Origin of the sequence: Pseudomonas sp. PS01299, assembly GCF_029960145.1 — a bacterium.
Taxonomy (GTDB): Bacteria; Pseudomonadota; Gammaproteobacteria; order Pseudomonadales; family Pseudomonadaceae; genus Aquipseudomonas; species Aquipseudomonas putida_A.
In genome coordinates, this window is record NZ_JASCPO010000027.1 from 1 (window position 1) to 17629 (window position 17629).

Here is a 17629-nt window from a genome sequence, read left to right on the forward strand (position 1 = left end):
GGGCTTGCTCGCGAAGGCGTCGAATCAGACAACATTGATTTGAATGACACACCGCTTTCGCGAGCAAGCCCGCTCCCACATTTCGCTCTGCATGCAGTCAGAGATCAAACATCGTTTTCGTGGGTGAGTTCGAGCACCCGGTCCACCAGTTTGTTGATCCCCGAAGCCGCCTCACTGATGTTCTGCGCCAGCATGTAAGCCGGGGTCGTCACCAGTTTGCGTGCCTTGTCTTCAATGATGTCAGTCACCGCGCAGTCTTCGTGGGTGGCGCCCATCTTGTTCATCGCGGTGGCGGTGTCGGCATCGTTGCCGATGGTGCAGGTCACGCCCGGGCCGTAGATCTTCGCTGCCAGCGCCGGCGAGATGCACATCAGGCCCACCGGTTTGCCCGCTTCGGCAAATGCTTCCGCCAAGGCCAGCACCTCAGGCTGTACTGCGCAGCCGGCACCTTCGACGGCAAAGTTCGAGAGGTTTTTCGCCGCACCAAAACCGCCAGGTACGATCAGCGCGTCGAAGTCATCGACGTTGGCCTCGCGGATGTCCTTGATGTTGCCGCGGGCAATGCGCGCTGACTCGACCAGCACGTTGCGCGTCTCGGGCATTTCTTCACCAGTCAGGTGATTGATCACATGCAATTGCGCGATGTTCGGGGCGAAGCATTGCACCTGCGCGCCACGTTGATCCAGGCGCAGCAGGGTGATGACGCTCTCGTGGATCTCGGCGCCGTCGTACACGCCGCTGCCGGACAGGATCACTGCAACTTTTTTGCTCATGGGTTTCTCTCCAGATTCATGGCGCTAAATGTCCACTAATTTATCGCGCGTTGCCATAGGCTGAAGTGGCGGCGGCACCTGCATGGAGCGCTTTCTAAATGGATCGCAACAACGGCGGGGTGTTCATTATTTGCGGTTGCCTGCTTCGTGACGAGCAGGAGATTTTTGGCGTGAGAACGCCGCTGGCGAACGGGAGTCCGCTGGCGCAGAGGGGATAAATGACTAAAAGAGCCGGCCAGCCCGGGCTTTGCGCAGGCTGTGCGCCAGGCGCCAGCGCGTTATTCGGCTGGCGTCTTCGGTTCGGCAGGTTTGGCCACTTCGGCTTGATTCAGCAGTGCCGCTTTTGCGGCTTGCTCGTCGGCGTAAACCTGTTTTGCCAGTCGCGCATTCTTGAAGCGGCGGCGCAGCCACAGACCAACGCCAAGAATCAGCAGCGCGCCAAGCACCCACAGCTCGTACTTCTTGATGCTGCCGAGCATGCCTTCGAGCACCGCGCCGAAGTGGTAGGCGGCGGCTGCCAGGGCGGTGGCCCAGATCGCTGCGCCGATACCGTTCAGCAACAGATAACGTCCCGGTGGATAACCCGACAGGCCGATCGCCACCGGCATCACCGTGCGCAGGCCGTAAACGAAGCGGAAGCTCAGAACCCAGATGTCCGGATGCTTGCGAATATGTTCCAGCGCGCGGTCGCCCATCATCTGCCAGCGCGGTTTGCGCGCGAGCAATTTGCGCCCGTGCTTGCGCCCCAGGAAGTACCACAGCTGATCGCCGGCATAGCTGCCGAAGAACGCCACGACCACCACCAGGTTGATGTCCATGTATCCACGGAACGCGAGGAAGCCTGCGAGCACCAGGATGGTTTCGCCTTCGAAGAACGTGCCGAGGAACAAGGCAAAGTAGCCAAAGTCATGCAGAAATTGTTGGAGCATTGTCTGGGTGCTGGCGAAATGAACGCGCAGCCTAACCCTTCGGACACATTCATGAAAGTGTCGAAATGTGTCTCGACGTGAACAATTCCTACGCCAACAATGGAATGCGGCTACATGTCACGGGGTACGCACAACTGTAATCTGTTGGTCATAATGGCCGTCTATAACTGTCACGCTCGCCCGTTTGCGCGGGCTCAGGAGTCCGCCGTGAGCTTTACCCCTGCCAATCGTCTGTTTCCCGCCACTCGCCTGCGTCGCAATCGTCGTGATGATTTTTCGCGTCGGCTGGTGCGGGAAAACGTGCTGACGGTCGATGACCTGATTCTGCCGGTGTTCGTGCTTGAGGGTGAAAACCGTCGCGAGGCCGTGGCCTCGATGCCCGGTGTCGAACGTCTGACCATCGATCTGCTGCTTGAAGAAGCGGCGAAATGGGTCGAACTGGGGATCCCGGCGCTGGCGCTGTTCCCGGTCACACCAACCGAATTGAAATCCCTCGACGCTGCCGAAGCCTGGAACCCGCAGGGCATTGCCCAGCGCGCCACCCGCGCCTTGCGTGAGCGTTTCCCGGAATTGGGAGTGATCACCGACGTCGCGCTTGATCCGTTCACCACCCACGGTCAGGACGGCATTCTCGACGAAGACGGCTACGTGCAGAACGACATCACCGTCGACGCCCTGGTCAAACAGGCTTTGTCCCACGCCGAAGCCGGCGCTCAGGTCGTGGCCCCATCGGACATGATGGACGGTCGGATTCAGGCGATCCGCGAGGCGCTGGAGCTGGCCGGTCACGTCAACGTGCGGATCATGGCCTACTCGGCCAAGTACGCCAGCGCCTATTACGGGCCGTTCCGCGATGCTGTGGGGTCGGCGGCGAATCTGGGCAAGGCCAACAAGGCCTCCTATCAGATGGACCCGGCCAACAGCGACGAAGCGCTGCACGAAGTCGGCGCGGACTTGTCTGAAGGCGCGGACATGGTCATGGTCAAACCCGGCATGCCGTACCTGGACATTCTTTTGCGGGTAAAAGATGCCTTCAAAGTGCCGACCTTCGTCTATCAGGTTAGCGGCGAATACGCCATGCACATGGCGGCGATCCAGAATGGCTGGTTGAGCGAGGCGGTAATTCTTGAATCACTGACCGCCTTTAAACGTGCCGGCGCTGATGGCATCCTGACTTACTTTGCTGTCCGTGCCGCTCAATTGTTACGAGAGCAGAAATAGCCCTCCCAGGAACATTCGATGAATACCGAAGGACTCACTGAAGTTGCAGTAAAAGAAGCTCAACCGGTGGTGGAGCAAATCACCGAAACCCCGCCGGAACTCGAGCCTGCGCCACCCGCGCCGGTTACCGAAGCCGTCGCGGCGGCGCCAGTGATTGCGATCCCGGGCCTGGATGACAGCAGCCTGTATATCCATCGCGAGCTCTCGCAACTGCAGTTCAACATCCGCGTGCTGGAACAGGCGCTGGACGAGTCCTATCCGTTGCTGGAGCGGCTGAAGTTCCTGCTGATCTTCTCCAGCAACCTCGACGAATTCTTTGAAATCCGCGTCGCCGGCCTGAAAAAGCAGATCACCTTCGCTCGCGAACAGGCCGGTGCCGACGGTCTGCAACCGCACCAGGCACTGGCGCGGATCAGCGAGCTGGTGCACGGTCACGTTGACCGCCAGTACGCGATCCTCAACGACATCCTGCTGCCAGAGCTGGAAAAGCATCAGGTGCGCTTCATCCGTCGCCGGCACTGGACGACCAAGATCAAGACCTGGGTGCGCCGCTACTTCCGCGACGAGATCGCGCCGATCATCACCCCGATCGGCCTCGACCCGACGCACCCGTTCCCGTTGCTGGTGAACAAGAGCCTGAACTTCATCGTCGAACTGGAAGGCATCGACGCCTTCGGTCGCGATTCCGGTCTGGCGATCATCCCGGCACCGCGCCTGCTGCCACGGATCATCAAGGTTCCGGAAGAAGTCGGCGGCCCGGGCGACAATTATGTGTTCCTGTCGTCGATGATCCACGCCCACGCCGATGACCTGTTCCAGGGCATGAAGGTGAAGGGTTGCTACCAGTTCCGCCTGACCCGAAACGCCGACCTGGCGCTCGACTCCGAAGACGTCGAAGACCTGGCGCGCGCCCTGCGTGGCGAGCTGTTCTCGCGGCGCTACGGTGATGCGGTGCGTCTGGAAGTCGCCGACACTTGCCCGAAACACCTGTCGGACTACCTGCTCAAGCAGTTCAACCTGAGCGAGACCGAGCTGTATCAGGTCAACGGCCCGGTCAATCTGACCCGTCTGTTCAGCATCACCGGTCTGGACAGCCACCCGGAGCTGCAATACACGCCGTTCACCCCGCAGATCCCTAAGCTGCTGCAGAACAGCGAGAACATTTTCAGTGTGGTGAGCAAGCAGGACATCCTGTTGCTGCACCCGTTCGAGTCGTTCACTCCGGTGGTCGACCTGCTGCGCCAGGCGGCGAAAGACCCGCACGTTCTGGCCGTGCGCCAGACCCTGTACCGCTCCGGCGCCAACTCGGAAATCGTCGATGCGCTGGTGGACGCCGCGCGTAACGGCAAGGAAGTGACCGCAGTCATCGAACTGCGTGCACGCTTTGACGAAGAGTCCAACCTGCAACTGGCCAGCCGTCTGCAAGCGGCCGGTGCTGTGGTGATTTACGGCGTGGTCGGCTTCAAGACCCACGCCAAGATGATGCTGATCCTGCGTCGCGAGGCCGGTGAAATCGTGCGTTACGCGCACCTCGGCACCGGTAACTACCACGCCGGCAATGCGCGTCTGTACACCGATTACAGCCTGCTGACCTCCGACGACGCCTTGTGCGAAGACGTCGGCAAATTGTTCAGCCAGTTGATCGGCATGGGTAAAACCCTGCGCATGAAAAAGCTGCTGCATGCGCCGTTCACCCTGAAGAAAGGCATGCTCGACATGATTGCCCGGGAGACCCAGTTCGCCCTCGATGGCAAACCGGCGCACATCATCGCCAAGTTCAACTCGCTGACCGATCCGAAGATCATCCGCGCGCTGTACAAGGCCAGCCAGTCCGGCGTGCGCATTGATCTGGTGGTGCGTGGCATGTGCTGCCTGCGTCCGGGCATCGCCGGGGTTTCGCACAACATTCATGTGCGCTCGATCATCGGTCGCTTCCTTGAACACACTCGAGTGTTCTACTTCCTCAACGGCGGCGAGGAGCAGATGTTCCTCTCCAGCGCCGACTGGATGGAGCGCAACCTCGATAAGCGCGTCGAGACTTGCTTCCCGGTGGAAGGCAAGAAGCTGCTGACTCGCGTGAAGAAAGAGCTGGAGCTGTACCTGACCGACAACACCCACAGCTGGAGCCTGCAGTCGGATGGCCGTTACATCCGCAACACGCCAACCGGCAACCAGAACCCGCGCAGCGCGCAGGCGACCTTGCTGGAACGCCTGGGCAGCCCGATTCTGCCGGTGAGCAGCTAACAGCTTAAAAGCGCCCTCACCCTAACCCTCTCCCGGAGGGAGAGGGGACTGACCGAGTTGGATGTTCGAGGTACATCGACCTGAGATTTCGAGTCGAACTCAGGCTTTGAAAACAACACGGATCGGCTCCCTCTCCCTCGGGAGAGGGCTGGGGTGAGGGGCAGGTCCACACCCGCACTCAAGTCGAACCCAATAAAAAAGGCGATCCAGAAGGATCGCCTTTTTTGCACCTGAAATTTAACTCAGTGAACAGTGAGGACAATCCCCACCCGCGTCAGCCAGTCGGCTTCGAGGCCAAAGTCCGCCTGAGTCAGCTGGTTTTCATCCAGCCAGTTCTCCGGGAATTCCACGTCGAGATTGTTGCCTTTGGCATGCAGCGTCACTTGTGGCATCGCCTGGGTGCCACGGATGTGGTGGAACAGGATCGCGAAGCGCAGCAGCACGCACAGGCGGATCAGCTTGTCGCCGTCGTCACCGAACTCGGCGAACTTGTCCTTGGGGATGTTGCGGCGATGGCCGCGCACCAGCAGGGCGAGCATTTGCTGGTCTTCGCGGGAGAAACCGGCGAGGTCAGAGTGTTCGATCAGGTAGGCGCCGTGCTTGTGGTAGTGGTAGTGCGCGATGTCGAGGCCGACTTCGTGGACTTTCGCCGCCCAGCCCAGCAGTTCACGCCAGATGCCGTCATCCAGCTCCCAGTCCGCGGCGACCTGATCGAACGCGTGCAGGGCTTTGCGTTCTACCCGCGCCGCTTGTTCCAGATCGACGTGATAGCGCTCCATCAGCGAAGTCAGGGTGCGTTCGCGCACGTCTTCGTGGTGATGGCGCCCGAGCAGGTCGTAGAGCACGCCTTCACGCAGTGCGCCTTCGCAATGATCCATGCGTTGCAGTTCGAGGGCGTCGAAGATCGCTTCGAGAATCGCCAGGCCAGCCGGGAAGATTGCCCGACGGTCAGGCTTGATGCCTTCGAAGTCGATCTTGTCGACGTCACCCAGTTTGAACAGACGACGCTTGAGCCACGCCAGGCCTTCGGCATTCACTTCGCCGGTGCCATGCCCGCCGGCCTTCAGCGCCAGGCCGATGGCGCGGATGGTGCCCGAGGAGCCGATGGCTTCATCCCAGGTCAGGCGGTGCAGGGCGTGCTCGATGCTCATGATCTCCAGCCGCGCCGCGGTGTACGCCTGGGCGTAACGGGCCGGGGTGATCTTGCCGTCCTTGAAGTAGCGCTGGGTGAAGCTGACGCAGCCCATTTGCAGGCTTTCGCGCAGCAGCGGTTCAAAGCGCTGACCGATGATGAATTCGGTACTGCCGCCGCCGATGTCGGCCACCAAGCGCTTGCCCGGGGTGTCGGCGAGGGTGTGCGAAACGCCCAGATAAATCAGCCGCGCTTCTTCACGGCCAGAGATGACTTCCACCGGGTGACCGAGGATTTCTTCGGCGCGGTGGATGAATTCCAAGCGGTTGCGCGCTTCGCGCAGGGCGTTGGTGCCGACGATCCGCACGGCGCCCAGTGGCATGCCGTTGATCAGTTGGGCAAAGCGCTTGAGGCAGTCGAGGCCGCGCTGCATCGATTCTTCGTTGAGATGGCGCTCATCGTCGATACCGGCGGCGAGCTGTACTTTCTCTCCGAGGCGCTCCAGGATGCGGATTTCACCGTTCTGGGCCTTGGCCACGACCATGTGGAAGCTGTTGGAGCCCAGGTCGATTGCGGCGATCAGGGACAGATTCTTGGCTTTGGATTGCGGCATGGTCAGGGGGTCTCGGTCGATAACCCCGCCATCGTGCCACGATCAAACGCTGACGCCAACGCGCATGGCTCAAACCGTTGATCCTGCGCATAAAAGCTTGAGACCGCGGCGCGGCCATTCGCGAGCAGGCTCGCTCCCACAGGTTTTTGTGTCGAACACACAATCATGTTCCGCCGCAGAACCCTGTGGGAGCGGGCTTGCCCGCGAAGGGGCCGCTAAAGTCCCTGAATAACCTTCAGGCTATCGCTTCAACGGTACCGATGAAATTCGCCAGCTCCGCCGTCTGCGGATTGGCAAACAACACCTTCGGATCCCCCACCTCATGCACCTTGCCATGGTGCATGAACACCAGCTTGTCGCCGACTTCCCGGGCAAAGCGCATTTCGTGGGTGACCATGATCAGCGTCATGCCTTCCTTGGCCAGTTGGCGCACCACGGCGAGCACTTCATTGACCAGCTCCGGGTCCAGCGCCGAGGTGATCTCGTCGCACAGCAACACTTTCGGCGACATCGCCAGTGCCCGGGCAATCGCCACGCGCTGTTGCTGTCCGCCGGACAACCGATCCGGGAAGGCGTCGAACTTCTCCCCCAGCCCGACGCGTTCGAGCATCTTGCGCGCCAGCTCCGCAGCCTTGGCCTTGGGTACTTTCTGCACCACTTGCGGCGCGAGCATCACGTTTTCGCCGACGGTCAGGTGCGGGAACAGGTTGAACTGCTGGAACACCATGCCGACTTTCTGCCGCAGGCTGCGCAGGTCGGCGCGGGCGGCGTCGAGGTATTCGCCGTCGACTTCGATCACCCCGTCGTTGATCGACTCCAGACCATTGAGCGTGCGCAGCAGGGTCGATTTGCCCGAGCCGCTGCGGCCGATGATCGCCACCACCTGGCCTTCCTCGACGCTCAGGTCGATGCCTTTAAGCACGTGGTGATCGCCGTAGTATTTATGCAGGGCGGAAATTCTAAGCAGAGGCATGCAGTCTCCTTTCCAGGTAGCGCGCACTGAGCGACAAGGGGTAGCAGAGCAGGAAGTAGCCGAGGGCGACGAGGCCGTAGACCATGAACGGTTCGAAAGTGGCGTTGGCGAGCATGCCGCCGGTCTTGGTCAGCTCGGTGAAGCCGATGATCGAGGTTACCGCAGTGCCTTTGACCACTTGCACCGAGAAGCCCACGGTCGGCGCCACGGCGATGCGCAGCGCCTGCGGCAGGATCACGTAACGCAATTGCTCCAGTGGATTCAGCGCCAGGCTCGACGAGGCTTCCCACTGGCCATTGGGGATCGCTTCGACGCAACCGCGCCAGATCTCCGCCAGATAGGCGCTGGTGAACAATGTCAGGGCAATCGCCGCCGCCATCCACGGCGAGATCTCGATCCCGGCCAGCGCCACGCCGAAGAACACCAGAAACAGCTGCATCAGCAGCGGTGTGCCCTGGAACAGCTCGATCCAGGTGCGGGCGATATTGCTCGGCAACGGGTTTTTCGAGATGCGCATGATCAGAATCAGCAGCCCGACGATCCCGCCGCCAATGAACGCCACCAGCGACAACGCCAGCGTCCATTGCAGGCCGGTGAGCAGGTTGCGCAGGATGTCCCAGAAGGTGAAGTCGCTCATTGGCTGCTCCTCGCGATATAGCGGCGGCCGATCCAGTTCAGCAACTGGCGGATCAGCAGCGCCATGCACAGGTAGATCAGCGTGGTCAGCGCATAGGTTTCAAAGGCGCGGAAGTTGCGCGACTGAATGAAGTTGGCGGCGAAGCTCAGCTCCTCGGTGGCGATCTGCGAACACACCGCCGAACCGAGCATGACGATGATGATCTGGCTGCTCAGGGCCGGCCAGACCTTGCCCAGCGCCGGCAGCAGGACCACATGGCGGAACGCTTCGAAACGGCTCATCGCCAGTGCGGCAGCGGCTTCCAGTTGTCCGCGCGGAATCGCCTGGATGCCGGCGCGGATGATCTCGGTCGAATACGCGCCGAGGTTGATCACCATCGCCAGCACCGCCGCCTGCCACTCGGAAATCTGCACCCCGAGCGAGGGCAGGCCGAAGAAGATGAAGAACAGTTGCACCAGAAATGGCGTGTTGCGGATCAACTCGACGTAGACGCCGAAGAGTGCCGAGAACGGGCGGATGTTCCACGCCCGCACCAGTGCGCCGACGATGCCCACGCCGACCCCGAACAGCGCGCCAATCGCCGTCAGCTCCAGGGTGAACAGCGCGCCGCGCAGCAGCAGGTCGGTGTTTTGCACCACCGGCATGAAATCGAACTGATAAGCCATCGATTGTCTCCCGCGCGACCGATCAGAGGTCGGCCGGCAGCGGCTCTTTGAGCCAGGTCTGCGAGTTTTTCTCCAGCGCGCCGTCGGCCTTGGCGGTGGCGAGGATCTCGTTGACCTTGCCCAGCAGCGCGGGCTCGTTCTTGTTCACGCCGACGTAGACCGGCGAATCCTTGAGCTTCACTTTCAGCGCCGGCACGCGTTTCGGGTTCTTCTCGCTGATCGCCACCATCACCACGTTGCCGCTGGCGATCAGGTCGACCTGCCCTGCGAGATAGGCGGCGATGGTCGAGTTGTTGTCTTCGAAGCGCTTGATGGTCACGCCTTCGGGGGCGACCTTGGTCAGCTCGATGTCTTCGATGGCGCCACGGGTGACGCTGATGGTTTTGCCCTTGAGGTCGTCGAGCGTAGTGACGGCGGCATCAGGCGGGCCGAACACCGCGAGGTAGAAAGGCGCGTAGGCGTGGGAGAAGTCGATGACTTTCTCGCGCTCCGGGTTCTTGCCGAGGCTGGAGATCACCAGGTCGACCTTGCCGGTGGTGAGGAACGGGATGCGGTTGGTGCTGTTGACCGGGGTCAGTTCGAGTTTGACCTTAAGTTGATCAGCCAGCAGCTTCGCCGTGTCGATATCCAGGCCACGGGGTTTCATGTCCGGGCCGACCGAGCCGAATGGCGGGAAGTCCTGAGGCACGGCAACTTTCAGTGTGCCGCGTTTGACCACGTCTTCCAGGCCATCGGCGTGGGCGGGGATCTGGCTCAGCATCAGGCTGGAAAACAGAGCGGCGAGGAGGGCTCGGTAACGCAGGGTCATGGCAAATCTCCGGATCGACGGGAAGTGGTTTCTGCGATCGGACAGAGCATGCGCCGTGCCAATACCCGGATTTATCCCCGGCAGGCCGCAGGTTTGCCGGGTTTGTTCGGTCTTACTGGTCTGAACAGTCAGGTTGTTTTTCGCACTCCGATAGCGCACCGGCAGCGGGCGCCGAACCCTGCTGGGGCACGACTTGCCGGATCCGGCGAATAGCTTTACAACTAGCCGCACCTTGGCCTGGCTTGTCTGAAAAACCATGAACTCGATCTCCCGCGCCGTACCTGAAGTGGCGCTGCAAGCCATTCGCAAACTGATCACCGAGCAGGGTTTCGGTGCGGGCGATGCGTTGCCGTCGCAACGGGATCTGGCGGTGCAACTGGGGGTCAGTCGGGCGTCGTTGCGCGAGGCGCTGTCGTCGCTCAGTGCGCTGGGCGTGGTCAGCATCCAGCCGGGCAAAGGCGTGTTCGTGCAGGCACCGGTGGACATTGCGCAGGGTGACAATGCGCCGGGCTGGCCGTTCGCAGCGCAGGCCTCGCCACTGGACATCTTTCAGTTGCGCTATGCGCTGGAGGGGTTTGCCGCCGGGCTGGCGGCGGTGACCTTGAGCACGTTTGACCTGGATGCGCTTGAGGACAACGTTGCGGCGATGCGCGAGCAATTGAAGGCTGGCGACTTCGAGGCCGCGGCGAAACTCGACTTCGAATTCCATCGGCGTATTCTGCTGGCCAGCGGCAATCAGGCGATGCTGAGCATCCTCACCGCCAGCGCCGAGATCTTTCTGGAGAGCCAGAAGCTACCGTTCATCCGCGCCGAACGGGCGATGGAAACCTGGCAGGAGCACCGCAAGATCCTTCGTGCCCTCGCGCGCCGGGCGTCCGCTGCGGCCCAGAAGGCCATGCAGGAGCACGTGCGCAATGCGGCCCTGCGCACCGGAATTTCCTTCATTGCCCCCGCCACGGCGTGACTTGGGCTATACCCAAACTCATCGAGTGCCATAGCAAGACTCAATCAACTGCGGCTTCCTGAACAAGGGAAGGGCGGCTATGATGGGCCACGTTTTTTTGCTTACAACCTGGAGAATTCCATGAGCAGCGATCTTATCAAACACGTTAGCGACGCCAGCTTCGAAGCCGACGTACTCAAGGCCGAAGGCGCTGTACTGGTCGACTACTGGGCTGAATGGTGCGGCCCTTGCAAAATGATCGCTCCGGTTCTGGACGAGATTGCCGAGACTTACAAAGGCAAGCTGACCATCGCCAAACTGAACATTGACGAAAACCAGGAAACCCCGGCCAAGCACGGCGTGCGTGGTATCCCGACGCTGATGCTGTTCAAGAACGGCAACGTTGAAGCGACCAAGGTCGGCGCCCTGTCGAAGTCGCAACTGGCTGCTTTCCTCGACGCCAACATCTAAGCGTCGCAGTAAATCGCCGAAAAAAAGCCTCGCAATTTGCGGGGCTTTTTGCGTATTCAGGGCTAGACGCTCCGAAACTCAGGTGGTACATTCGGCCCCGCACTGGTTTCTCCACTGCCCCCTGCTAGCCGTCGCCGACGCACTCCTTTTCGAACAAGTTCGCGATCCTGTCGCCTTCTCCGCGGCGCGGCCTCATTAAGCCAAAAGCTTAATTTCCCCCCTCCATAAATGATTACGTCATTCCTATATGAATCTGACTGAACTCAAGCAAAAGCCGATTACCGAACTGCTCGAATTGGCCGAACAGATGGGCATAGAAAATATGGCCCGTTCGCGCAAGCAGGACGTGATTTTCTCCCTGCTGAAAAAGCACGCGAAAAGCGGCGAGGAAATCTCCGGTGATGGCGTGCTGGAGATTCTCCAGGACGGCTTCGGCTTCCTGCGCTCCGCTGACGCTTCCTACCTCGCCGGCCCAGACGATATCTACGTCTCGCCGAGCCAGATCCGTCGTTTCAACTTGCGCACCGGTGACACCATCGTTGGCAAGATCCGCCCTCCGAAGGAAGGCGAGCGTTACTTCGCTCTGCTCAAGGTCGACACGATCAACTTCGATCGCCCGGAGAACGCGAAGAACAAGATTCTCTTCGAGAACCTGACCCCGCTGTTCCCGACCGTGCGCATGAAGATGGAAGCCGGCAACGGTTCCACCGAAGACTTGACCGGTCGTGTGATCGACCTGTGCGCCCCGATCGGCAAAGGCCAGCGTGGTCTGATCGTTGCACCGCCGAAAGCCGGTAAGACGATCATGCTGCAGAACATCGCGGCGAACATCGCCCGTAACAACCCTGAAGTTCACCTGATCGTGCTGTTGATCGACGAACGTCCGGAAGAAGTAACCGAAATGCAGCGCACCGTGCGCGGCGAAGTGGTTGCCTCGACCTTCGACGAACCGCCGACCCGTCACGTGCAGGTTGCCGAAATGGTGATCGAGAAGGCCAAGCGCCTGGTCGAACACAAGAAGGACGTGGTGATCCTGCTCGACTCCATCACCCGTCTGGCCCGTGCCTACAACACCGTGATCCCGAGCTCCGGCAAGGTGCTGACCGGTGGTGTCGATGCTCACGCCCTGGAGAAACCGAAGCGTTTCTTCGGTGCTGCGCGCAACATCGAAGAAGGCGGCTCGCTGACCATTATCGCCACCGCGCTGGTTGAAACCGGCTCGAAGATGGACGAAGTGATCTACGAAGAGTTCAAGGGTACCGGCAACATGGAACTGCCGCTGGACCGCAAGATCGCCGAGAAGCGTGTGTTCCCGGCCATCAACATCAACCGTTCCGGCACCCGCCGCGAAGAGTTGCTGACCGCCGACGACGAACTGCAGCGCATGTGGATCCTGCGCAAGCTGCTGCACCCGATGGACGAAGTGGCTGCCATCGAGTTCCTGGTCGACAAGCTGAAAACGACCAAGACCAACGACGAGTTCTTCCTGTCGATGAAGCGCAAGTAACATCGCCGGTTGAACCGATAAAAAGGGCGCCCCTTTGGGGGGCGCCTTTTTTTTGCATGAAATTTACCCCGGCAATGGGAGGTTCCTGATCTGGTAAGGTCTGTGATCGGGCAACCCACAAACAACGCTTGGAGCCTCTGTGAATAAGGCTCGAGCTGTACAAAAAACAACCACCTGATTGGCATTAAAGATTTTATGAGCACACTCGCTTATCGAAGGGATATCGACGGCCTGCGAGCAGTCGCGGTGATCGCCGTGGTGCTGTTCCATTTTGGCGTCCCGGGGTTTACCGGCGGTTTTGTCGGCGTGGACGTGTTCTTCGTGATTTCCGGCTACCTCATCACCTCGATCATCTGGAATCAGCGTCAGGCTGGCCGTTTCAGCTTCGTCGAGTTCTGGGCGCGGCGTGCGCGGCGGATTCTGCCGGCGCTGTTCGCGATGATCATTGCGGTGCTGGCGGTGGGCTGGTTCCTGCTGGCGCCCAAGGACTACGAAGAGCTGGGGCGTTCGGTACGCTATCAGGTGACGTTCGTCTCGAACATCCTGTTCATGCGTCAGGACGGCTACTTCGACGTTGCCTCTGACCTGAAACCGCTGTTGCACACGTGGTCACTGGCGGTGGAGGAGCAGTTCTACATCTTCTTCCCGCTGCTGCTGACGTTGCTCTCGAGCCGCCTGAAACACTGGCGGCTGGCGCTGTTCGGCGTGCTGCTGGTGTCGTTCGGGCTGAGTGTGTGGGCGATCCAGCATCATCCGGAGAAAGCCTTCTTCCTGCTGCCGATGCGCGCCTGGGAGTTGCTGGCCGGGGCGATGCTGGCGATTGCGCCGAAACACGCCTGGCGCTTGAAACCGCTGGCCGCCCAGGCCTTGAGCCTGCTCGGCATGGGGTTGATCCTGCTGGCGGTGTTTGCCTATGACAAGTCGACGCCGTTCCCGGGTGTCACCGCGTTGCTGCCGGTGCTGGGCGTGGTGCTGCTGATTCTGGCCAACGGTCATCGCGAAACGCTGGTTGGTCAATTGTTGAGCAGTCGGGTGATGGTCGGCCTCGGGCTGATCTCCTATTCCTGGTATTTGTGGCACTGGCCGGTATTCGTGTTTTCCAGCTACGCCAGTGTCGATGAGCCGGGCGCGCTCGACACGGCCGGGTTGATTCTGCTGACCCTGGTGCTGGGTTATCTGTCGTGGAAGTTCGTTGAAACGCCGTTCCGTGAACGGCGCTTGCTCGCCGGTCGTCGGCAGATTCTGCTGGCCGGTTTCTGCGGGATCCTGGTGCTCGGTCTGGCCGGGCAATCACTGCGCTGGACCGATGGCTTGCCATGGCGCCTGTCCGAGCAGGCGCTGCAATACGCCAAAGGCCGCGAATGGCGGCCGGAGCTGATGGCATGTCTGGCGGATGACAAGACCCCGGACGACAAGCTGTTCTGCCATTACGGCGTGGCGGATCTGCCGACCCGCGCGCTGGTCTGGGGCGACAGCCATGCCACGGCGCTGATCCCGGTGTTCGATGACGGTGCCAAAGCTCACGGTGTCAGCGTGATTCTGGCCAGTTCTCCAGGGTGCATTCCGGTCGATGGGCTGGAGCATGACGGGGTTTGTGCACGCTTCAACAAGCGGGTCGAGCAGGGGCTGAAAAACCAGGCGATCAGCGATGTGGTGCTGGTCGCCCGCTGGAGCCTGTACCTGTACGGCGATGCCAAGGGTGATCTCGGGCATGTCTTGAGAACGCCAGACGGTCGTTACGATCGCGCCGAGGCCGAGCAGCGTTTTGCCGCAGGCCTGCGCACTCGCGTCGCACAATTGCGGGCAGCCGGGCATCGCGTATGGCTGGTGAAAGAGGCGCCGTTGCAGGCGTTCAGCCCGCCGTATCGACTGACGCGGCTGGCGATGCTCGATCGTCCGGTGGATGACGTCGGACTGGCCGTCGAGGCGCACCACAAGCGTCAGCTGTTCATCAGTCAGTTGTTCGCGCAGTTGGCGCAGAATGATCCGGCAGTGCGCGTGGTCGATCCGGCGCCGCGACTGTGTGATGAAAACGGCCTGTGTCACGCCGAACTCGGTGGGTATTCGCTGTACACCGATGACAATCACCTGTCCGAAGTCGGTGCGCGGTTTGTGGCGCCGATCCTTGAGCCGCTGTTTATCGGCCTGCAGGCCCGGGAAAACCGTGGACAAGCACAGACGAATGCAGCCAAGTAAGCAGCGACAGGCTGCCACAGGGCTGCATAGCAGGTAGGATGTACGCCTATTTTGAGGGTGCCATCGTCAATGAAATTCAAGGATCTTCGGGATTTCGTGCAGCAGCTTGAGCAGCGCGGAGAGTTGAAACGCATCCAGATTCCCGTCTCGCCGGTGCTGGAGATGACCGAGGTGTGCGACCGCACACTGCGGGCCAAGGGCCCGGCGCTGCTGTTCGAGAAGCCGACCGGCTACGACATCCCGGTGCTCGGCAACCTGTTTGGCACCCCGGAGCGGGTGGCCATGGGCATGGGCGCCGAGTCGGTCAGCGAACTGCGCGAGATCGGCAAGCTGCTGGCTTTCCTCAAGGAGCCGGAGCCACCGAAGGGCTTGAAGGACGCGTGGTCGAAACTGCCGATCTTCCGCAAGATCATCTCGATGGCGCCGAAAGTCGTCAAAGACGCGGTGTGCCAGGAAGTGGTCATCGAAGGCGACGACGTCGACCTGGCGATGCTGCCGGTGCAGACCTGCTGGCCCGGCGACGTCGGCCCGCTGATCACTTGGGGCCTGACCGTCACCAAAGGCCCGAACAAGGATCGCCAGAACCTCGGCATCTACCGTCAGCAAGTGATCGGCCGCAACAAGGTGATCATGCGCTGGCTCAGCCACCGTGGCGGTGCGCTGGACTTCCGTGAGTGGTGCGAGAAGCACCCGGGCCAGCCGTTCCCGGTCTCCGTGGCGCTGGGCGCCGACCCTGCGACCATCCTCGGCGCCGTGACGCCGGTGCCGGACAGTCTCTCCGAATACGCTTTCGCCGGCCTGTTGCGCGGTAACCGCACCGAGCTCGTCAAGTGCCGTGGCAACGACCTGCAAGTGCCGGCCACTGCCGAGATCATCCTCGAAGGGGTGATTCATCCGGGCGAAATGGCCGACGAAGGCCCGTACGGCGACCACACCGGTTACTACAACGAAGTCGACAGCTTCCCGGTGTTCACCGTCGAGCGCATTACCCACCGGATCAAGCCGATCTATCACAGCACCTACACCGGCCGTCCACCGGATGAGCCGGCGATCCTCGGCGTGGCGCTGAACGAAGTGTTCGTGCCGATCCTGCAGAAGCAGTTCCCGGAAATCACCGATTTCTACCTGCCGCCGGAAGGCTGCTCGTACCGCATGGCCGTGGTGACGATGAAGAAGTCGTATCCGGGGCATGCCAAGCGCGTGATGCTCGGTGTCTGGTCGTTTTTGCGACAGTTCATGTACACCAAGTTCGTTATCGTCACTGACGACGATATCAACGCCCGGGACTGGAACGACGTGATCTGGGCCATCACCACGCGCATGGACCCCAAGCGCGACACGGTGATGATCGACAACACGCCGATCGACTACCTCGACTTCGCCTCGCCGGTGTCCGGCCTGGGCTCGAAAATGGGCCTGGATGCCACCCACAAGTGGCCGGGCGAAACCACTCGCGAGTGGGGCCGCGTAATCGTCAAGGACGACGCCGTCACCCAGCGGATCGATGCCATCTGGAATCAGTTAGGAATAGATTGATGCGTGTAACCCTGCAGCCCTCCGGAGCGGTGCTTGAGATACGGCCCGGCGAGCGGATTCTCGATGGTGCGCGGCGCCTGGGCTATGAATGCCCGCAAAGCTGCCGCAACGGCAATTGCCACGTATGTGCGGCGCTGCTGGTGGAAGGCCGGGTCGAGCAGGCCGGCAAGGTGCACGACCACGGCGAGTTCTACACTTGCATAGCCGAGCCGCTGGAAGACTGCGTCCTGCTGTGGGATGGCGTGCTCGCGCTGGGAGAACTGCCGGTGCGCAGCCTGTCGTGTCAGGTCATCGAATGCCGGGATGTCGGTGGCGACACCTGGCGCGTGCGCCTGCGTGCGCCGGCCGGCAAGCCGCCGCGTTATCACGCCGGGCAGTACCTGATGATCGAGCGTGAAAACGGCGAGAAGTCGGCGTTCTCCATGGCCTCGGCGCCGCACGGCGGGCGCGATCTGGAAATCCACGTGCTGGCCCGCGAAGCCAGTGCACTGAGCCTGATCGAGCAGTTGCAACGCAACGCGATGGTGCGCGTCGAGCTGCCATTCGGTGACACTCACCTCGCCGAGTTGCCTGACGGGCCACTGGTGTTGATCGCCGCCGGCACCGGCATGGGCCAGATCCACAGCCTGATCGAACACTGCCGTGCCAACGGCTTCAAACACCCGGTGCATCTGTATTGGGGGGTACGCCGTCCGGAAGATTTCTACGAGATCGAACATTGGGACGAATGGTTGAAGCTGCCCAATCTGTTCCTGCACAAAGTCGTCAGCGACCAGTGCGGTTGGGAAGGGCGCTGCGGGATGTTGCACCAGGCCGTGTGTGAAGACTTCGCCGATCTGAAGTCCCTGCATGTATACGCCAGCGGCTCGCCGGCGATGGTCTACGGGACTCTGGATGCGCTGGTGGAAGCCGGGATGGATGCGCACCAGATGCGCGCCGATGTATTTGCGTATGCGCCGCGCTCTTGAGCCGAGCTCTTGC

15 protein-coding genes are annotated in these 17629 nt (G+C 61.2%); 8 read left to right on the forward strand and 7 right to left on the reverse strand.

Features of this window, described 5'->3' with window-relative positions; translation table 11 throughout:
* Positions 1–104: 104 nt before the first annotated feature.
* Both elbB and QMX91_RS07730 read right to left on the reverse strand, forming a co-directional pair.
* Positions 105–773 carry an isoprenoid biosynthesis glyoxalase ElbB gene (gene elbB / locus QMX91_RS07725; RefSeq protein ID WP_282412508.1) on the reverse strand — a complete coding sequence of 223 codons (669 nt, stop codon included), beginning with the start codon at positions 771–773 and terminating at the stop codon, positions 105–107.
* A gap of 278 nt (positions 774–1051) precedes the next feature.
* Positions 1052–1702, reverse strand: coding sequence for a DedA family protein (locus QMX91_RS07730; protein ID WP_027610469.1), 651 nt, complete (start codon positions 1700–1702; stop codon positions 1052–1054).
* 207 nt (positions 1703–1909) lie between these two features.
* Here QMX91_RS07730 and hemB point away from each other — a divergent pair, with 207 nt between their 5' ends.
* Entirely contained in the window at positions 1910–2923 is a 1014-nt protein-coding gene (gene hemB / locus QMX91_RS07735) for a porphobilinogen synthase (RefSeq protein WP_134784934.1), read from the forward strand.
* An 18-nt stretch (positions 2924–2941) separates the two neighbouring features.
* Positions 2942–5167 (forward strand): polyphosphate kinase 1, encoded by a 2226-nt coding sequence (ppk1, locus tag QMX91_RS07740; RefSeq protein ID WP_204894057.1) that lies wholly within the window; start codon positions 2942–2944, stop codon positions 5165–5167.
* Positions 5168–5409: 242 nt separating this feature from the next.
* Here the strand turns inward: ppk1 and ppx are convergent, their stop codons facing one another.
* From ppx to QMX91_RS07765, 5 genes are all read right to left on the reverse strand, one after another.
* On the reverse strand, positions 5410–6912 hold the full coding sequence (gene ppx / locus QMX91_RS07745; RefSeq protein ID WP_282412509.1) for an exopolyphosphatase: 1503 nt from the start codon (positions 6910–6912) through the stop codon (positions 5410–5412).
* A 235-nt stretch (positions 6913–7147) separates the two neighbouring features.
* Positions 7148–7885, reverse strand: a complete 738-nt coding sequence (locus tag QMX91_RS07750) for an amino acid ABC transporter ATP-binding protein (RefSeq protein ID WP_210556358.1) — start codon at positions 7883–7885, stop codon at positions 7148–7150.
* Positions 7872–8522, reverse strand: a complete 651-nt coding sequence (locus QMX91_RS07755; protein ID WP_095137639.1) for an amino acid ABC transporter permease — start codon at positions 8520–8522, stop codon at positions 7872–7874. The genes QMX91_RS07750 and QMX91_RS07755 overlap by 14 nt, the downstream gene beginning before the upstream one ends.
* Positions 8519–9187: an amino acid ABC transporter permease gene (locus tag QMX91_RS07760; protein WP_027610474.1), complete on the reverse strand. Its 669-nt coding sequence runs from the start codon at positions 9185–9187 to the stop codon at positions 8519–8521. The genes QMX91_RS07755 and QMX91_RS07760 overlap by 4 nt, the downstream gene beginning before the upstream one ends.
* Positions 9188–9209: 22 nt before the next feature.
* Entirely contained in the window at positions 9210–9995 is a 786-nt protein-coding gene (locus QMX91_RS07765; RefSeq protein ID WP_096796124.1) for a transporter substrate-binding domain-containing protein, read from the reverse strand.
* A 256-nt stretch (positions 9996–10251) separates the two neighbouring features.
* Between QMX91_RS07765 and QMX91_RS07770 the strand changes: the two genes are divergently transcribed.
* The 6 genes from QMX91_RS07770 to QMX91_RS07795 all read left to right on the forward strand — a co-directional run bounded on the left by QMX91_RS07770 (position 10252) and on the right by QMX91_RS07795 (position 17616).
* Complete coding sequence (locus QMX91_RS07770) at positions 10252–10959, forward strand: FCD domain-containing protein (RefSeq protein ID WP_097089549.1); 708 nt, start codon at positions 10252–10254, stop codon at positions 10957–10959.
* Positions 10960–11079: 120 nt separating this feature from the next.
* Positions 11080–11409 carry a thioredoxin TrxA gene (gene trxA / locus QMX91_RS07775; protein ID WP_003177349.1) on the forward strand — a complete coding sequence of 110 codons (330 nt, stop codon included), beginning with the start codon at positions 11080–11082 and terminating at the stop codon, positions 11407–11409.
* Between the two features lie 247 nt (positions 11410–11656).
* Entirely contained in the window at positions 11657–12916 is a 1260-nt protein-coding gene (gene rho / locus QMX91_RS07780; protein WP_003229334.1) for a transcription termination factor Rho, read from the forward strand.
* Positions 12917–13111: 195 nt separating this feature from the next.
* Entirely contained in the window at positions 13112–15112 is a 2001-nt protein-coding gene (locus tag QMX91_RS07785; protein WP_225136735.1) for an acyltransferase family protein, read from the forward strand.
* 69 nt (positions 15113–15181) lie between these two features.
* Positions 15182–16648: a 4-hydroxy-3-polyprenylbenzoate decarboxylase gene (gene ubiD, locus QMX91_RS07790; protein WP_003229330.1), complete on the forward strand. Its 1467-nt coding sequence runs from the start codon at positions 15182–15184 to the stop codon at positions 16646–16648.
* Positions 16648–17616, forward strand: coding sequence for a CDP-6-deoxy-delta-3,4-glucoseen reductase (locus QMX91_RS07795; protein ID WP_134784928.1), 969 nt, complete (start codon positions 16648–16650; stop codon positions 17614–17616). Before ubiD ends, QMX91_RS07795 begins: the two co-directional genes overlap by 1 nt.
* Positions 17617–17629: the final 13 nt, after the last annotated feature.